The 15,013-nt window shown below is 71.5% G+C and carries 15 protein-coding genes and 1 rRNA gene; 11 read left to right on the top strand and 5 right to left on the bottom strand.

Annotation, left to right across the window (positions count from 1 at the left end; translation table 11 throughout):
- The 9 genes from rrf to pstB form a co-directional block, all read left to right on the top strand.
- Positions 1-76, top strand: a 5S ribosomal RNA gene (gene rrf / locus ACFWJ4_RS24450); the annotation flags it as partial.
- A gap of 72 nt (positions 77-148) precedes the next feature.
- Positions 149-1,153 carry a mycothiol synthase gene (mshD, locus tag ACFWJ4_RS24445; RefSeq protein WP_380546957.1) on the top strand — a complete coding sequence of 335 codons (1,005 nt, stop codon included), beginning with the start codon at positions 149-151 and terminating at the stop codon, positions 1,151-1,153.
- A 337-nt stretch (positions 1,154-1,490) separates the two neighbouring features.
- Positions 1,491-3,692, top strand: coding sequence for an RNA degradosome polyphosphate kinase (locus tag ACFWJ4_RS24440; RefSeq protein ID WP_380546963.1), 2,202 nt, complete (start codon positions 1,491-1,493; stop codon positions 3,690-3,692).
- Between the two features lie 104 nt (positions 3,693-3,796).
- Positions 3,797-4,885 (top strand): CHAD domain-containing protein, encoded by a 1,089-nt coding sequence (locus ACFWJ4_RS24435; protein WP_359914154.1) that lies wholly within the window; start codon positions 3,797-3,799, stop codon positions 4,883-4,885.
- 43 nt (positions 4,886-4,928) lie between these two features.
- A complete protein-coding gene (locus ACFWJ4_RS24430; protein ID WP_380546961.1) occupies positions 4,929-5,414 on the top strand; it encodes an NUDIX hydrolase in 486 nt (161 codons plus the stop codon).
- Positions 5,415-5,643: 229 nt separating this feature from the next.
- On the top strand, positions 5,644-6,780 hold the full coding sequence (gene pstS, locus ACFWJ4_RS24425) for a phosphate ABC transporter substrate-binding protein PstS (protein ID WP_359914160.1): 1,137 nt from the start codon (positions 5,644-5,646) through the stop codon (positions 6,778-6,780).
- Between the two features lie 150 nt (positions 6,781-6,930).
- On the top strand, positions 6,931-7,908 hold the full coding sequence (gene pstC, locus ACFWJ4_RS24420; RefSeq protein WP_360355288.1) for a phosphate ABC transporter permease subunit PstC: 978 nt from the start codon (positions 6,931-6,933) through the stop codon (positions 7,906-7,908).
- The gene (gene pstA / locus ACFWJ4_RS24415; protein WP_380546955.1) at positions 7,905-8,975 is read left to right on the top strand and encodes a phosphate ABC transporter permease PstA; all 1,071 of its coding nucleotides are present in this window, start codon (positions 7,905-7,907) and stop codon (positions 8,973-8,975) included. Before pstC ends, pstA begins: the two co-directional genes overlap by 4 nt.
- A gap of 42 nt (positions 8,976-9,017) precedes the next feature.
- A complete protein-coding gene (pstB, locus tag ACFWJ4_RS24410; protein WP_359914169.1) occupies positions 9,018-9,794 on the top strand; it encodes a phosphate ABC transporter ATP-binding protein PstB in 777 nt (258 codons plus the stop codon).
- 159 nt (positions 9,795-9,953) lie between these two features.
- Here the strand turns inward: pstB and ACFWJ4_RS24405 are convergent, their stop codons facing one another.
- Both ACFWJ4_RS24405 and ACFWJ4_RS24400 read right to left on the bottom strand, forming a co-directional pair.
- Positions 9,954-10,949 (bottom strand): inorganic phosphate transporter, encoded by a 996-nt coding sequence (locus tag ACFWJ4_RS24405; protein WP_359914171.1) that lies wholly within the window; start codon positions 10,947-10,949, stop codon positions 9,954-9,956.
- A gap of 5 nt (positions 10,950-10,954) precedes the next feature.
- A complete protein-coding gene (locus tag ACFWJ4_RS24400) occupies positions 10,955-11,575 on the bottom strand; it encodes a DUF47 family protein (RefSeq protein WP_359914173.1) in 621 nt (206 codons plus the stop codon).
- A 359-nt stretch (positions 11,576-11,934) separates the two neighbouring features.
- On the opposite strand from ACFWJ4_RS24400, the gene ACFWJ4_RS24395 reads away from it, so the two are divergent.
- Complete coding sequence (locus ACFWJ4_RS24395) at positions 11,935-12,303, top strand: metal-sensitive transcriptional regulator (RefSeq protein ID WP_380546953.1); 369 nt, start codon at positions 11,935-11,937, stop codon at positions 12,301-12,303.
- Between the two features lie 145 nt (positions 12,304-12,448).
- On the opposite strand, the gene ACFWJ4_RS24390 is transcribed toward ACFWJ4_RS24395, so the two are convergent.
- Both ACFWJ4_RS24390 and ACFWJ4_RS24385 read right to left on the bottom strand, forming a co-directional pair.
- Positions 12,449-12,637, bottom strand: coding sequence for a hypothetical protein (locus ACFWJ4_RS24390; RefSeq protein WP_380546951.1), 189 nt, complete (start codon positions 12,635-12,637; stop codon positions 12,449-12,451).
- Positions 12,638-12,854: 217 nt separating this feature from the next.
- A complete protein-coding gene (locus ACFWJ4_RS24385; RefSeq protein ID WP_380546949.1) occupies positions 12,855-13,754 on the bottom strand; it encodes a hypothetical protein in 900 nt (299 codons plus the stop codon).
- 133 nt (positions 13,755-13,887) lie between these two features.
- On the opposite strand from ACFWJ4_RS24385, the gene ACFWJ4_RS24380 reads away from it, so the two are divergent.
- Positions 13,888-14,079, top strand: a complete 192-nt coding sequence (locus ACFWJ4_RS24380; protein ID WP_380546947.1) for a hypothetical protein — start codon at positions 13,888-13,890, stop codon at positions 14,077-14,079.
- 74 nt (positions 14,080-14,153) lie between these two features.
- Here ACFWJ4_RS24380 and ACFWJ4_RS24375 read toward each other — a convergent pair whose 3' ends face one another.
- A complete protein-coding gene (locus tag ACFWJ4_RS24375) occupies positions 14,154-14,876 on the bottom strand; it encodes a phosphatase PAP2 family protein (protein ID WP_359914186.1) in 723 nt (240 codons plus the stop codon).
- Positions 14,877-15,013 lie beyond the last annotated feature (137 nt).

Here is a 15,013-nt window from a genome sequence, read left to right as displayed (position 1 = left end):
GAACCCGGAAGCTAAGCCTTACAGCGCCGATGGTACTGCAGGGGGGACCCTGTGGGAGAGTAGGACGCCGCCGAACAATTATTCAGAAGAACCCCTGATCCACTCGGATCAGGGGTTTTTCGCGTTTCCGGTGACGTATCGTCTGGGCATGGACGATCAGACAGCGGTCATTGCGGACGATGTGCTCCGGCCCGAGCAGCGCGACGGTTCCCTGCGTGTTCTGGCGGCGGCCCAGGCGGTGGACGGCCGTGCTGCCGTGTCCGAGCAGGGCCGGCTTCGGTTGCGGAACGCGGAGATCCCGCGGCCGGGTGTGATCCACCTCGTCGAGACCGGGACCGACACGGACACGGACACCAAGATCGAATCCGGGACCGGGCGCGACGCCGTCCTCGGCTACGGCCAGCTCGAGGTGCCGGAGAACCCGACGGCCAACCCCGCCGCCGAGCTGGTGGTCGACCCGGCCGCCCGCGGTCGCGGCCTGGCCCGCCCGCTGGTGGACGCGGTCCTGGAGCAGGCCCACCGGGCGGGGCGCGACGCGGTGGACTTCTGGGTGCACGGCGGCCACCCGGCGGCCCGCCACCTGGCCGGGGCGTACGGCGCCGAGCTGGTCCGCGAGCTGCGGCAGATGCGCCGCACCGGCCGGCAGACCGAGGAGGTGGCCGTTCCCGAGGGCATCGAGCTCCGGACCTTCCGCCCGGGGGAGGACGACGCCGAGTGGCTGCGGCTGAACGCCCTGGCCTTCGCCCACCACCCCGAGCAGGGCGCCTGGACCGGGCAGGACCTGGCCGAGCGGATCGCCGAGCCGTGGTTCGACCCGGCCGGTTTCTTCCTCGCGACCCGCGACGGCAGGGTGGTCGGCTTCCACTGGACCAAGGTGCACCCGGCCACCGCCACCGAGCCCGAGCTCGGCGAGGTGTACGTGGTCGGGGTGGACCCGGCCGAGCAGGGCAGCGGTCTCGGCCGTGCGCTGACCGCGGCGGGCCTGCGCCACCTGACCGGCACCGGCACCGGGGAGCGCGGACTGGACACCGTGCTTCTCTACGTCGACGCCGACAATCCGGCCGCCGTGCGGGTATATGAACGATTGGGATTCGCCGTTCACGAGGTGGACCTCATGTACCGAGCCCAGTACCGGACGAACCGGTCGGCCTAGCCGGTCCCGGGCATCCGCGCACCGGACTCCCCGGTCCCCCGGCGGCGTCGAACGCGGCCGGGACGGCCCCGCGAGCGGTCGCGGGCGAGGGACGGGACGGCGACGCCCCTTGCTCCGACCGACTCAGCTTTCCTCCTGGCCATGCGGTGTTTACCGTGGATTCAATTGCTGCCGCGAAGATCACAGGATGAAGTCCGTAGTGTCTCGCTCGTGCAGAGTCGACCGCCACGCACCGGCCGGTCCTGTACGGACCGCACCGGGAGGGTGGGTGCTGTCCCCGGGTCCGGCCCGGGGCGAGGGCGACGGCCCGCAGAGCCATTCGCGTCCGGACGCCGTCCTGCTGCTGGAGGAGCTGGAGCCCATGAGCATCCCCCGCCCCGTCTCTGCCCCGCTGTCACCTACGGCCCGGATGTCCGGCGCGCTGGGTATTCCGCCGGAGCTGCCGGCCACGGACGAGGAGGAGTTCGAAGCACTGCCGCAGGGCCGCTTCCTGGACCGCGAGCGCAGTTGGCTGGCGTTCAACGAACGGGTCCTGGAACTGGCCGAGGACCCGGGCATCCCGTTGCTGGAGCGGGCGAAGTTCCTGGCGATCTTCGCGAGCAACCTGGACGAGTTCTTCATGGTCCGGGTGGCCGGCCTCAAGCGCCGGATCGCCACCGGAGTCGCCCAGCGCAGTGCGTCCGGCCTCCAGCCGCGCGAGGTGCTGGACCTGATCTGGACCCGCTCGCGCGAGCTGATGGCGCGCCACGCCGCCGCCTTCCAGCAGGAGGTGCTGCCGGACCTCGCCGGCGAGGGCATCGAGGTGGTCCGCTGGTCGGAGCTGGCGGAGAAGGAACAGGCCCGGCTGCACACGCTGTTCCGGCAGAAGATCTTTCCCGTCCTGACCCCGCTGGCCGTCGACCCGGCGCACCCCTTCCCGTACATATCGGGACTCTCGCTCAACCTGGCCGTCGTGGTGCGCAACCCGGTGTCCGGCCACAAGCACTTCGCGCGCGTCAAGGTGCCGCAGTCGCTGGCGCGCTTCCTGGAGGCCTCGCCCCAGCGGTACGTCCCGCTGGAGGACGTCATGGGCGCCCACCTGGAGGAGCTCTTCCCGGGGATGGAGGTGCTGGCCCACCACGCCTTCCGCGTCACCCGCAACGAGGACCTGGAGGTGGAGGAGGACGACACCGAGAACATCCTCAAGGCCCTGGAGAAGGAGCTGATGCGGCGGCGCTTCGGCCCGCCGGTCCGGCTGGAGGTCGAGGAGTCGATCGACCCGTACATCCTGGACCTGCTGGTGCGGGAGCTGAACATCACCGAGGCGGAGGTCTTCCCGCTGCCCGGACCGCTGGACCTGACCGGGCTGTTCGGGATCGCCGAACTGGACCGCCCGGAGCTCAAGTACCCGAAGTTCGTGGCCGGCACGGCCCGGGGGCTGACCGACGTCGAGTCGGCCTCCCAGCCGGACATCTTCGCCGCGATGCGCGAGCGCGACGTCCTGCTGCACCACCCCTACGACAGCTTCTCCACCTCGGTGCAGGCCTTCCTGGAGCAGGCCGCCGGGGACCCGGACGTGCTGGCGATCAAGCAGACCCTGTACCGCACCTCCGGCGACTCGCCGATCGTCGACGCGCTGATCGACGCGGCCGAGTCCGGCAAGCAGGTGCTGGTGCTGGTGGAGATCAAGGCGCGCTTCGACGAGCAGGCCAACATCAAGTGGGCCCGCAAGCTGGAGGAGGCCGGCTGTCACGTGGTGTACGGCCTGGTCGGGCTGAAGACGCACTGCAAGCTCTCGCTGGTGGTCCGGCAGGAGGGCGACACCCTGCGCCGCTACTCGCACGTCGGCACCGGCAACTACCACCCGAAGACGGCCCGGCTGTACGAGGACCTCGGCCTGCTCACCTCCGACCCGCAGGTCGGCGCGGACCTCTCGGACCTGTTCAACCGGCTCTCCGGCTACTCGCGCCGCGAGTCCTACCGCCGCCTGCTGACCGCCCCGCGCGGCCTGCGCGACGGGCTGGTCTCACGGATCCACAACGAGATCGCCCACCACCGGGCGGGCCGCCCGGCCTACGTGAAGCTCAAGGTCAACTCGATCGTCGACGAGGCCCTGATCGACGCGCTGTACCGGGCCTCCCAGGCCGGTGTGCCGGTGGACGTCTGGGTGCGCGGGATCTGCGCGATCCGCCCGGGCGTGCCGGGGCTGAGCGAGAACATCCGGGTCCGCAGCATCCTGGGCCGCTTCCTGGAGCACTCCCGGATCTTCGTGTTCGGCAACAACGGCGATCCGGAGGTCTGGATCGGCAGCGCCGACATGATGCACCGCAACCTGGACCGCCGGATCGAGGCGCTGATGCGGATCACCGATCCGGCACACCGCGCCGAGCTGTCCGGGCTGATCGACCTCGGGGTGTCGGACGAGACCGAGTCCTGGCACCTGGGGCCGGACGGCGCGTGGACCCGCCACTCGCAGGACGTCGAGGGCCGTCCGCTGCGACACGTCCAGGACCTGCTGATCGACTCGCGCCAGCGCCGCCGGGCCGCGACCTCGCGCTGACGCGTCCACTGATGCGAAGCCGCCGGGACGGCAAGGGGACCTGTCCCGGCGGTCGGCCACCAGCTCCGGGGGAGCACCTCGGAGGAACGGGGATCTACCACGCCATGACCGAAGCGCCGATGACGGCCCAGGCGGCCTCCACAGCGACCGCCGGGGACATCCTTTCCCACCACCTCACCGCCCAGGCCGGCGCCTTCCTGCGCGCGCTGCCGCTGGCGGTGGGCGAGGTCGGCGCCAGACCCGGGACGGCCTCGGTCGTCCCGTCGGCCGGCACCTCGGACCTGCTGCGGGCCGTCCGGCGGGTCGGCGGGCTGCTGCACACCTTCGGCTCGGTCTTCGAGCAGACCTGGGCGCAGGAGTCGCGCACCGAGCTGCGCTGGCTGCTCAACCTGCTGGCGCTGGAGCCCGGCTACGTCCGCCGCTCGGCCCGGCTGCTGGGCGCGCTGGACTCGCTGAGCGGCACCGACCCGGACGGGACGGGCATGCTGGCCGGCCACGTGGGCGCCCCCAAGGCGCGGGCGCTGCTGGACCGGCAGCTGACCCTGGCCCGGACCAGGGCGCACTCCACGGTGCTCCAGGAGCTCCGCTCCGCCCGGCTGCACGCGCTGGCGGACCGGATGACCCTGCTGGTCGGCGACGCCCCGCTGCTGGAGTCGGCGGGCGGCCGGGCCCCCGCGGTGCTGCTGCCGCAGGCCGCCGCCGCCTTCGCCGCGCTCACCGCGGGCGCCCAGCAACTGCCGCTGCGGCGGGCCGCGACGCCGTACGGCGGGGACGGGCTGCGCCGGCTGGGCACGGTGCCGGCGTCCCGCGGGGCGACCGACGCGGACACCGCGCTGGCGGCCGACGACGCGCCCTGGGCCCGGATGCGGATCCTGGTGAAGCGGGCCCGGTACGCGCTGGAGGTGTGCGGCCGCGCCTCCTCCGAGCTGGACGGGCTGGACCTGGTGCTGGCCCGGCAGCAGGAGGCGGCGGACGCCGCCGTCACCGCCGCCACCGCGGCACGCACCCCGCGGATCACCCCGGCGACCGCGTACGTGCTGGGGGTGGTGCACGCCGACCAGCGGCTGGAGGTGGAGTCCGCGCGGTACGCCGTCGGCCTCCGCTGGCCCGACCTGCCACCCGGCCCGGACGGCTGGCTGGAGCTCGTCCCGACCGACGCCTGGGGGCACTCCGCCGCGGCCGGGACGGTCTGAGGTGGGCGAGCGCCCGCCCGCCGGCCGGGCGGTGGCGGGGGCCGTGACCGGGGCGGGACACTCCCCGGTGGTGCTGGCGGCGGGCGCGGTGCTGTGGCTGCCGGGCCGGCCGAAGAAGAGCGGCCGGCTGGGACGGCCGCGGATCGCGGTGATCCACCGGCCCAAGTACGACGACTGGAGCCTGCCGAAGGGCAAGCTCGAAGCCGGTGAGGGCGTGGTCGACGCGGCGCTGCGCGAGGTCCGGGAGGAGACCGGGTTCCGCTGCCTGCTGGGCCCGGAGCTGCCCACCCAGCACTACCGGGTGCAGGGCCGTCCCAAGGAGGTCCGCTACTGGGCGGCGGTGCCCTCCAGCGGTTCCTTCCGGCCCAACCGGGAGGTGGACCGGCTGGAGTGGCTGCCGGCCGGGAAGGCGCGGGCCCGGCTCACCCACGATCACGACCGGTCGCTGATCGACGCGCTGCTGGCACTCCTGGGGGCGAAGCCGGTGCGGGCGGCCGGGGCGGCACCGGTGAAGGAACGGTGGAAGTGATCTTCCCGCGCCCTTGCCGTGACGCAACCGTTACTACCTGACGTAGTTTCCTGTCATCCGTTCGAGGTTCACTCCCCGTTCACTTGCGACCGGCTGTCGTGTCACTTACCCGGCCTAACTTCGGGACCACCGGAGGGCCGAACGGGCCCCGGACCACAGCAAAACCCGTGCTGGGCCGCCGTAGCCGTACGGCCCGCGCAAGGGCAATGCCACAGAAAGGGACACCCCTGTGAAGCTCCAGCGGAACGGCCGCTCCAAGGCCCTCGCGATCGGTGCCATGGCGCTCGTCAGCTCGCTGTCGCTCGCCGCCTGCGGGTCGGACAACAACAACAACACGACCGCGTCCGGCGGCTCCGGCGGTTCCGCCGCGCCCGCCGCCGCGATCAACTGTGGCAAGGCCGGTTCGCTGATCGCCGCCGGTTCGACCGCGCAGGGCGCGGCGATGGACGTCTGGAAGACCAGCTTCGCCGCCGCCTGCTCCGGCAGCACCATCAACTACCAGGGTGGCGGCTCCGGTGCCGGCATCCAGCAGTTCAACCAGGGCAAGATCCAGTTCGCCGGCTCCGACTCGGCCCTGAAGCCGGCCGAGGTCGACGCCTCCAAGGCGGTCTGCACCGGCGGCCAGGGCATCGACCTGCCGATGGTCGGCGGTCTGATCTCGCTGGTCTACAACGTCGACGGTGTCGACAACCTGGTCCTGGACGGCCCGACCTCCGCCAAGATCTTCGACTCGCAGATCACCAAGTGGAACGACCCGGCGATCGCGGCCCTGAACCCGGGCGCCAAGCTGCCGGACACCGAGATCCAGACCTTCCACCGCTCGGACGACGCCGGCACCACCGAGAACCTGACCAAGTACTTCGCCGCCGCCGGCGGCGGCGCCTGGTCCTACCCGGCCGGCAAGGCCTGGGCGGGCAAGGGCGGCCAGTCGGCCAACGGCAGCGCCGGTGTCTCGGCCCAGGTGAAGCAGGTCAAGAACTCGATCAGCTACGTCGAGCTGGCCTACGCCCAGACCAACAGCCTGAAGAGCGCCGCGATCAACACGGGCGCCGCCAAGCCGGTCGAGGCCACCGCCGAGAACGCCGCCTCCACGATCGCCAAGGCGCAGGCCGCCGGCACCGGCAGCGACCTCGCGCTGAAGCTCGACTACGCGACCAAGGAAGAGGGTTCCTACCCGCTGGTCCTGGTCACCTACGAGATCGTCTGCGACAAGGGCAACAAGGCCGAGACCCTCGACACCCTGAAGTCCTTCCTGACCTACACCGCCAGCGACGCGGGTCAGAAGGCCATCGGCGAGAAGGGCTACGTCCCGCTGCCGAAGGCCGTGACCGACAAGGTCAACGGCGTCATCGCCACCCTGGCCTGACCCGACAGGACCCCCGGTGGAGCGGCCCCGTGAGCGAGGGGGGCCGGGGCCGCCCCACCGGAACGGACCACACCCAGCACCACGTCCGGGGCACCGCCGCCATGGTGCCGTCCCCCTTCCGGGGCGGCACCACCAGACCGGAGTAGACCAATGACTTCATCCTCCCCTGCCGCCCCGCGAGGCAGGGAACGCCGGCCGCGCGACAGCCGGGTCGGCGACAAGATCTTCATGAACCTCGCCCGGGGCTCGGGCATCCTCCTGCTGGTCGTCATGGCCGCCATCGCCGCGTTCCTGACCTGGCGGTCGGTCCTGGCCCTGACCACCAACGAGGGCAACTTCCTCACCAGCTTCGAGTGGACGCCGGACGCCCCGAAGCCCGTCTTCGGCATCGCCGTCCTGGCCTTCGGCACCATCGTCAGTGCCGTCATCGCGATGGCGATCGCCGTCCCGGTGGCCATCGGGATCGCGCTGTTCATCTCGCACTACGCGCCGCGCAGGATCGCCCAGCCGTTCGCCTACCTGGTCGACCTGCTCGCCGCCGTCCCCAGCATCGTCTACGGCCTCTGGGGCGCGCTCTTCCTGGTCCCGCACATGGACGGCCTGACCAGCTGGCTCAACGAGTACCTGGGTTGGACGTACATCTTCGACCAGACCAGGACCGGCACCCCGCGCAACCTGTTCACCGTCGGCATCCTGCTGGCGATCATGGTCCTGCCGATCATCACCGCGGTCTCCCGCGAGGTGTTCCGCCAGGTGCCGCGGATGCACGAGGAGGCGGCGCTCGCGCTCGGCGCGACCCGCTGGGAGATGATCCGCACCGCGGTGCTGCCGTTCGGCCGCCCCGGCATCATCTCGGCCTCGATGCTCGGCCTCGGCCGCGCGCTCGGCGAGACCATCGCGGTCGCGGTGGTGCTCTCCGCCAGCAACGTCCTGTCGCTGCACATCCTCGACGCGGGCGGCGGCACCTTCGCGCAGAACATCGCGCTGAAGTTCGCCGAGGCCGGTGACAACGGCCGCAACGCGCTGATGGCCTCCGGCCTCGTCCTGTTCGTCATCACCCTGCTGGTGAACGGTGCCGCGCGACTGATCATCGCCCGCCGCAAGGAGTACTCGGGGGCCAACGCATGACCGTCACCGCCGTCATCGAGGACGCCCGGCCGGTCGGCCGTCCGCTGACCGCCAACCGACTGCCCAAGTGGGCCCCGGCCGCCGTGGCCGTCGGCTCGATCGCCCTCGGCTGCGGGATCGGCGCGGCCGGCGGGCTGGCCAGCCACCTCCAGTGGGGCCTGATCTCGGCCCTGCTCTTCGTCCTGATCAGCTACGTCCTCTCGGCCCGGGTCGAGGGCCGCCGGCAGGCCAAGGACCGCTTCGCCACCTCGGTGGTCTGGGTCGCCTTCATCCTGGCCGTCGTCCCCCTGGTCGCCCTGACCTTCTACACCGTCCAGCAGGGCATCGGGGTGGTCGACGGGAACTTCCTGAGCCACTCCATGAAGGGCGTGATCCAGTCCGGGCCCGGCGGTGGCATCTACCACGCGCTGATCGGCACCCTGGAGCAGGTCGCCCTGGCCACCGCGATCGCGGCCCCGATCGGGCTGCTGACCGCCGTCTACCTGGTCGAGTACGGCCGCGGCACGCTCGCCAAGGCGGTCACCTTCTTCGTCGACGTCATGACGGGCATCCCGTCGATCGTCGCCGGTCTGTTCATCCTCTCGCTCTGGAACCTCGCCCTGGGCTTCAGCTACTCCGGCTTCTCGGGCAGCCTCGCGCTGGCGATCCTGATGATGCCGGTCGTGGTCCGGTCCACCGAGGAGATGCTGAAGCTCGTCCCGAACGAGCTGCGCGAAGCCTCGTACGCGCTCGGCGTGCCGAAGTGGAAGACCATCCTGCGGATCGTCCTCCCTACCGCGATCGGCGGCATCACCACCGGTGTGATGCTCGCGGTCGCCCGCATCACGGGCGAGACCGCCCCGGTGATGATGCTGGTGTTCGGCGCCGACTACATCAACAACAACCCGTTCGACGGACCGCAGCAGTCCCTGCCGATGTACATCTGGACCCAGTACTCGCAGGTCAACAACGACTTCGGCTACGCCCGTGCCTGGGGCGCGGCGCTGGTGCTGATCGCCTTCGTGATGGGGCTCAACCTCGTCGCCCGGGGCATCGCACGCTGGCGCTCGCCCAAGGGCGGGCACTGAGCGACCGACTGACGTACGAGACAGACGAGAGAAGCAACGATCATGGCCAAGCGCATCGACGTCAGCGGACTGTCGGCCTACTACGGCACCACCAAGGCCATCGAGGACATCTCGATGAGCATCGAGCCCCGCTCGGTGACCGCCTTCATCGGCCCGTCCGGCTGCGGCAAGTCCACCTTCCTCCGGACCCTGAACCGGATGCACGAGGTGATCCCGGGCGCCCGGGTCGAGGGCAAGGTCCTCCTGGACGACGAGAACCTCTACGCCTCCAACGTCGACCCGGTCGCCGTGCGCCGCTCGGTCGGCATGGTCTTCCAGCGCCCGAACCCCTTCCCGACCATGTCGATCTACGACAACGTGATCGCGGGTCTGCGGCTCTCCGGCGTGAAGAAGAAGTCCGTCCTGGACGAGGTGGTGGAGCGTTCGCTGAAGGGCGCCAACCTCTGGAAGGAGGTCCACAACCGGCTGAACAAGCCGGGGGCCGGCCTCTCCGGCGGTCAGCAGCAGCGCCTGTGCATCGCCCGCGCCATCGCGGTCGAGCCCCAGGTCCTGCTGATGGACGAGCCCTGCTCCGCGCTCGACCCGATCTCCACCCTCGCCATCGAGGACCTGATCGGCGAGCTCAAGGAGCAGTTCACCATCGTCATCGTGACCCACAACATGCAGCAGGCGGCCCGCGTCAGCGACCGCACCGCCTTCTTCAACCTGGCCGGCGTCGGCCAGCCGGGCAAGCTGGTCGAGCTGGACGACACCCAGCGGATCTTCTCCAACCCGCAGGTCCAGGCCACCGAGGACTACATCTCCGGCCGCTTCGGCTAGACCGGAGCCCGTCACGGGCGGCGCCGAGGCGCCGGGACGCGTGACGGATCGCGAGCTGTCCCGCGGTGCTGCATGGCGGTGCCGCCGCGGGACATGGAAAAGGGCCCGCCCCCGAGATGTGGGGGCGGGCCCTGTCCGTTCGTGCGTCCTGCGGGGCCGTCAGCCCCAGAACAGGTGGACGAACCAGTACATCAGCGCTGCGACGACGGCGGCCGCCGGCATCGTGATGAACCAGCCGAGCACGATGTTCTTCGCGACGCCCCAGCGCACCGCGCGGATCCGCTTGGTGGCCCCCGCGCCCATGATCGCCGCGGTGATCACGTGGGTGGTGGAGATCGGCGCCTTGAAGACGAACGACGAGATGTACATGACCGTCGCGGAGGTGGCCTCGGCGGCGAAGCCCTGCGGCGGGTCCAGCTCGATGATCTTTCGGCCGAGCGTCCGCATGATCCGCCAGCCGCCCGCGTAGGTGCCCAGCGAGAGCATCGTCGCGCAGGAGATCTTCACCCAGACCGGAATGCCGTTGCCGGACTGGTGGCCGGAGATGGTCAGTGCCATGACCACGATGCCCATGGTCTTCTGGGCGTCCTGGAGGCCGTGCGCCAGGGCCATCGCGGCGGCCGAGGCGGTCTGGGCGACCCGGAAGTTGCGCTTGGCCCGGTGCGGGTTGGCCCGGCGGAAGATCCACAGGATCGCCAGCATCACCAGGAAGCCGCCGACCAGGCCGACCACCGGCGAGACGAACATCGGGATGACGATCTTGTCGAGGACCCCGCTCCAGATCACCTCGGTGCCGCCGGCCAGCGCCGCGCCCACCATGCCGCCGAACAGCGCGTGCGAGGAGGAGGACGGGAGGCCGAAGTACCAGGTGACCAGGTTCCAGGCGATCGCCCCGACCAGGGCCGCGAACAGGATCGCCATCCCCTGGTTGCCGGTGGGGGTCTCGATGATCCCCTGGGAGACGGTGTGCGCCACGCCGCTGCCGAGGAACGCGCCCGCCAGGTTCATCACCGCGGCCATCGCCAGCGCCGCCCGGGGGGTGAGCGCCCGGGTGGAGACCGACGTGGCGATCGCGTTCGCCGAGTCGTGGAAGCCGTTGGTGTACGTGAAGAAGAACGCAACGCCGATGACGGCGATGAGTGCTGCCATGTCCACGGGGGTCAGGACTCCTTGACGGCGATGGTCTCCACCGTGTTGGCGACGTGCTCGAACGCGTCCGCCGCCTCCTCAAGGACGTCCACGACCTGCTTGAGCTTGAGGACCTCGATGGCGTCGTACTGACCGGAGAACAGGTGGGCGAGCAGCTTGCGGTGGATCTGGTCGGCCTGGTTCTCCAGACGGTTGACCTCGATCCAGTACTCGGTGAGGTTGGACATGCTGCGCAGGTTCGGCATCGCCTCGGCGGTGAGCTCCGCGGCGCGCGCCAGTACCTCGATCTGCTGCTCGACGCCCTTCGGCAGGGTCTGGATGTCGTAGAGGACGACCAGGTCGACGGCTTCCTCCATGAAGTCCATGATGTCGTCCAGCGACGAGGCGAGGCTGTAGATGTCCTCGCGGTCGAAGGGCGTGATGAAGGACGAGTTCAGTTGGTGGAAGACGGCATGGGTGGTGTCGTCCCCGGCGTGCTCGGCGGCGCGCATGCGCTCGACGATCTCCGCACGGGCCGACACGTCTGATCCCAGCAGCTCCAAAAGGAGCTTCGATCCGACGACAAGGTTCTCCGCCGCGGCGGCGAACATGTCGTAGAAGCTCGTCTCCTTCGGGGTCAGGCTAAAACGCACGGAAATCTCCGATGTGCGGGGTAGGGACTGAACGATGCTAGGTGCAACCGAACGCAATCACGCAAACGGGGTGTCGGGGAAGGAGCCGGAACCTCCCCTTCCGTTCGGCCGCCGCACCGGCTGATCCGGGCGCACCACCACACGTGGACGCGAGCCCCAGTCTGACGGAACCTCGCCCGGATTGTCCCCGTCGTGCGCACCGGAGAACGGGGCGCCGCTCAGACGGGTGAACCGCCGGGAGCGCCCTCCAGCGCCCCCGTGGCACATGCCGGGACGGCCGTCGGAACACCACGGAGGGCCCCGGTGTTGGACACTTGTGGCCGACGCAGCCACCAGGCACTGAGACGAAGGCGGGGCCGATGACCACGACGCAAGCGCGCAGCGAGCCGGAGCACGCGCAGGGGACCGAGCCGCCCGCCGGCCGGGCCCCGGCCGGGCATCACGGCCCGCACGGCTACAGCGCGCAGAAGGACGCCCACCTCAAGCGGCTGCGCCGGATCGAGGGCCAGATCCGCGGCCTCCAGCGCATGGTCGACGAGGACGTCTACTGCATCGACGTGCTCACCCAGGTCTCGGCCGGCACCAAGGCGCTGCAGTCCTTCGCGCTCTCCCTGCTGGAGGAGCACCTGCGGCACTGCGTCGCCGCGGCCGCCGAGGAGGGCGGCGCCGAACTGGACGCCAAGGTGGCGGAGGCCACCGCCGCGATCAGCCGTCTGCTGCGCAGCTGAGCCGCCGGGCCGACCGCTTCGCTCCGGGGGCGCGTCGCTCCCGGAGCGGGCCCGCCCGCGTCGCGTCCGGGCCCGCGTCGCGTCCGGGCCCGCGTCGCGTCCGGGCCCGCGTCGCACCCGGAGTTCGCGTCGCACCCGGAGCCCGCTAGTCGTCGGCCTCCCGGTCGCACTGCCCGGGTTCGGACCGGTCCAGCAGCACCTCGTCGATCCGCTCGGTCGGCAGCCGGTCGCCGGAGCTGGCCGTCGCGGCGATCATCAGCTCGCCGGCCAGATCGATCTCGTCGAGGGCCGCGTCGTCGTGGCCGCCGCTGCGGCCGCCCGTGGACGACACCACCTGCACCACCCCTTCAGTGCCTCGCCAGCCCGGGCGGCAGCCACCCGGAGTCCAGCCTAGGCACTTCGGGGCCCGTCCACATGGCACGGACGGGCCATCTCGGCGCCGCCGAAACGGGTGGCAGTCGCTCCCCGGACGGCCACCCGCCCCGGCAGCACCCCGTCTCGCCCCGGCGCTGGAGCGCTGCCCCGGCGGCCCGGGGCGTGTCGGACCAGCCCTACTTCGGGCTCTCCGTGGGCTTCATCCGGTAGATGTCCGAGGCCGAGGGCTCGGCCGCCTCCACCGGCTTGCCGAAGTCCGACAGCGAGGTCGTCGACGTCACCTTCACCTGGTCCTTGGGCTCCTTCGACCCGGCCACCCCGGCGAAGGCGAACACCTCGACCACCTTGCGCAGCCGGCCCTGGTCGTCCAGCCAGGCGTCGTACGGGACCTCCTTGACGGTGAAGGTCTGCGCGCCCGTCCGCAGGCCGTCCCCGCCCCTGCCGCCCGTCGCGTCGGCCGCCTTCACCAGGTCCAGGGTGCCCCGGAAGTGGTGCAGCGTCACCCCGTCGACGGTCTCGGTGCCCACCGCCTCCGCCTTCTGCGCCCCGCGCAGCGCCCCCGCCGCCGAGGCCGGGTCGGTGGCCCCGCTGCTGACCAGGTTGCCGTCCGGCAGCTGGCGCACGTCCAGCTTGACCCACTTGCCCGCGGGGACCTTGGCTCCGCTGTTCTGGAGGTAGACGGTGCCCGGCAGGACCACCTCGACGATCTTCCCGGTGGTCGCCGCACCCGGCGGCACCTGGACTTCCAGCCGGCCGATCCGCTTGACGTAGTCGTAGCCGCCGGTGCCGCTGAACGAGGCCTTCTTCTCGGTCGACTCGGTGACCAGCTCGGTCGCGGCGTGCGCGGAGCCGGTACGCCCGGTGATGTCGGGGGCGTTGCGCACCGCCGTCAGCGCGTCCGCGGCGAGCTGGTCGGAGGCACCCGACTGCTGGTCGGAGGAGCCGTCGACGGGGCCGCCGGAGCAGCCGGCGGCCCCCGCCGCCAGGACGGCGGCGAGCAGGGCGGCCCCGGCCGCCGAGCGCAGGTGCGGACCCGGACGGCGTGCCGACCGTCCGGTGCGCTGCTGGTCGGTCATCTTCATCCTCGCGACAACCCCCTCGGGCCCGACTGCCCTGCCGGCCACCACCGGGCGGGCAGAGCTCTTTCCGGGCAAACGAGTTGGGAGGCCAAGGGTTACGGGGGCCGGTGCGGGCGCTACCGTGAACCACGTGCACAGTGAGCTGCCGACGGCACCCGGCACCGCCCGGATGCCCGAACACCGCCTCGCGGTCGGCGAGCGCGGATCCTTCGCCTTCGCGACCTGCAGCTGCGGCTGGTACTCCCCGGCCCGCCGCTCGCGCGAACTGGCCCGCCGCGAGGGGGCCGACCACCTCGCCGAGAACGGCGCCGGACCGGACTGATCCCACCGGGCCCAGGACACCTCCGCGGCGCCGGGCCCTGGACACCTCCGCGGCGCCGGGCCCGGGAGACGGCGTCAGGCCGCGAGGTCGGACTCCGGCGGCTGCTCCCCGGCCCGCACCGCCCCGCGCCCGCGGCGACGGCCGCGCGGACCGGCCCCGACGCGGGCCGCACCGCCGCGCTCGGGCGCCCGGATCAGCGGGGCGACCGCCGTGCGGCTCAGCGCGTGGCAGAACGGCACCAGCACCGCCATCGCGATCGGCGCCAGCAGCAGCACCACGGCGACGGCGAGCGCGAAGCCGCCGATCACGTCGGTCGGGTAGTGGACGCCCATGAACATCCGGCAGAAGCCCTGGAGGAGCGCCAGCCCGCCGGCGATCCAGCCCAGCCTGCGGTTCACCAGGAACAGCGCCACCGCGACACCCATGGTCATGGTCGAGTGGTCGCTGACGAAGGAGTGGGTGCCGGCCTTGCCGTCCACCAGCACCAGCAGCCCGGGATGGTCGACGAAGGGACGCGGGCGGTTCACGATCGCGGCGATCGGCAGGTTGGCCAGCTCGGCGACGGCCACCGAGAGCGGCACCCAGAGCAGCCCGGCCACCGCCACCGGCGCGTCCGGCCGCCGTCTGGCCTGGAGCCAGGCCACCAGGCCGAGCATCGCCAGGCCGATCAGGATGCCGTACTCGCCGATCCACGAGACCAGGTGGTCCAGCCACTGCGGGGAGCGCTTGGCCAGACCGTTGACGGCGTAGAGCAGGTCGAGGTCGGGGTTGGTCGTGTCGGCAAGCGGCGTCGACACGCCGCACCTCCTTCTGGTCCGCTGCACCTGTACGTTCCCGCCGGGGCCCGCCCGGCGCCGAAAGCTGACGAGGGACCACCGGACCCAACGTCATCACCGGGACACAGCGTTCCACGGAAACGCGCGGTTATGGAAAC

It is taken from the genome of Kitasatospora sp. NPDC127067, from assembly GCF_042724755.1.
GTDB classification, from domain to species: Bacteria; Actinomycetota; Actinomycetes; order Streptomycetales; family Streptomycetaceae; genus Kitasatospora; species Kitasatospora lactacystinica.
The sequence above is the reverse complement of the archived record's forward strand: the minus strand, read 5'-3'. Positions and strand labels throughout refer to the sequence as shown.

Excerpts from the sequence above, each read along its gene's own strand:
- ACFWJ4_RS24395 (WP_380546953.1), top strand. The coding sequence starts at position 11,935 with ATGACCACGACGCAAGCGCGCAGCGAGCCGGAGCACGCGCAGGGGACC.
- ACFWJ4_RS24435 (WP_359914154.1), top strand. The coding sequence starts at position 3,797 with ATGACCGAAGCGCCGATGACGGCCCAGGCGGCCTCCACAGCGACCGCC.
- pstC (WP_360355288.1), top strand. The coding sequence starts at position 6,931 with ATGACTTCATCCTCCCCTGCCGCCCCGCGAGGCAGGGAACGCCGGCCG.
- ACFWJ4_RS24385 (WP_380546949.1), bottom strand. The coding sequence starts at position 13,754 with ATGACCGACCAGCAGCGCACCGGACGGTCGGCACGCCGTCCGGGTCCG.
- pstA (WP_380546955.1), top strand. The coding sequence starts at position 7,905 with ATGACCGTCACCGCCGTCATCGAGGACGCCCGGCCGGTCGGCCGTCCG.
- mshD (WP_380546957.1), top strand. The coding sequence starts at position 149 with ATGGACGATCAGACAGCGGTCATTGCGGACGATGTGCTCCGGCCCGAG.
- pstB (WP_359914169.1), top strand. The coding sequence starts at position 9,018 with ATGGCCAAGCGCATCGACGTCAGCGGACTGTCGGCCTACTACGGCACC.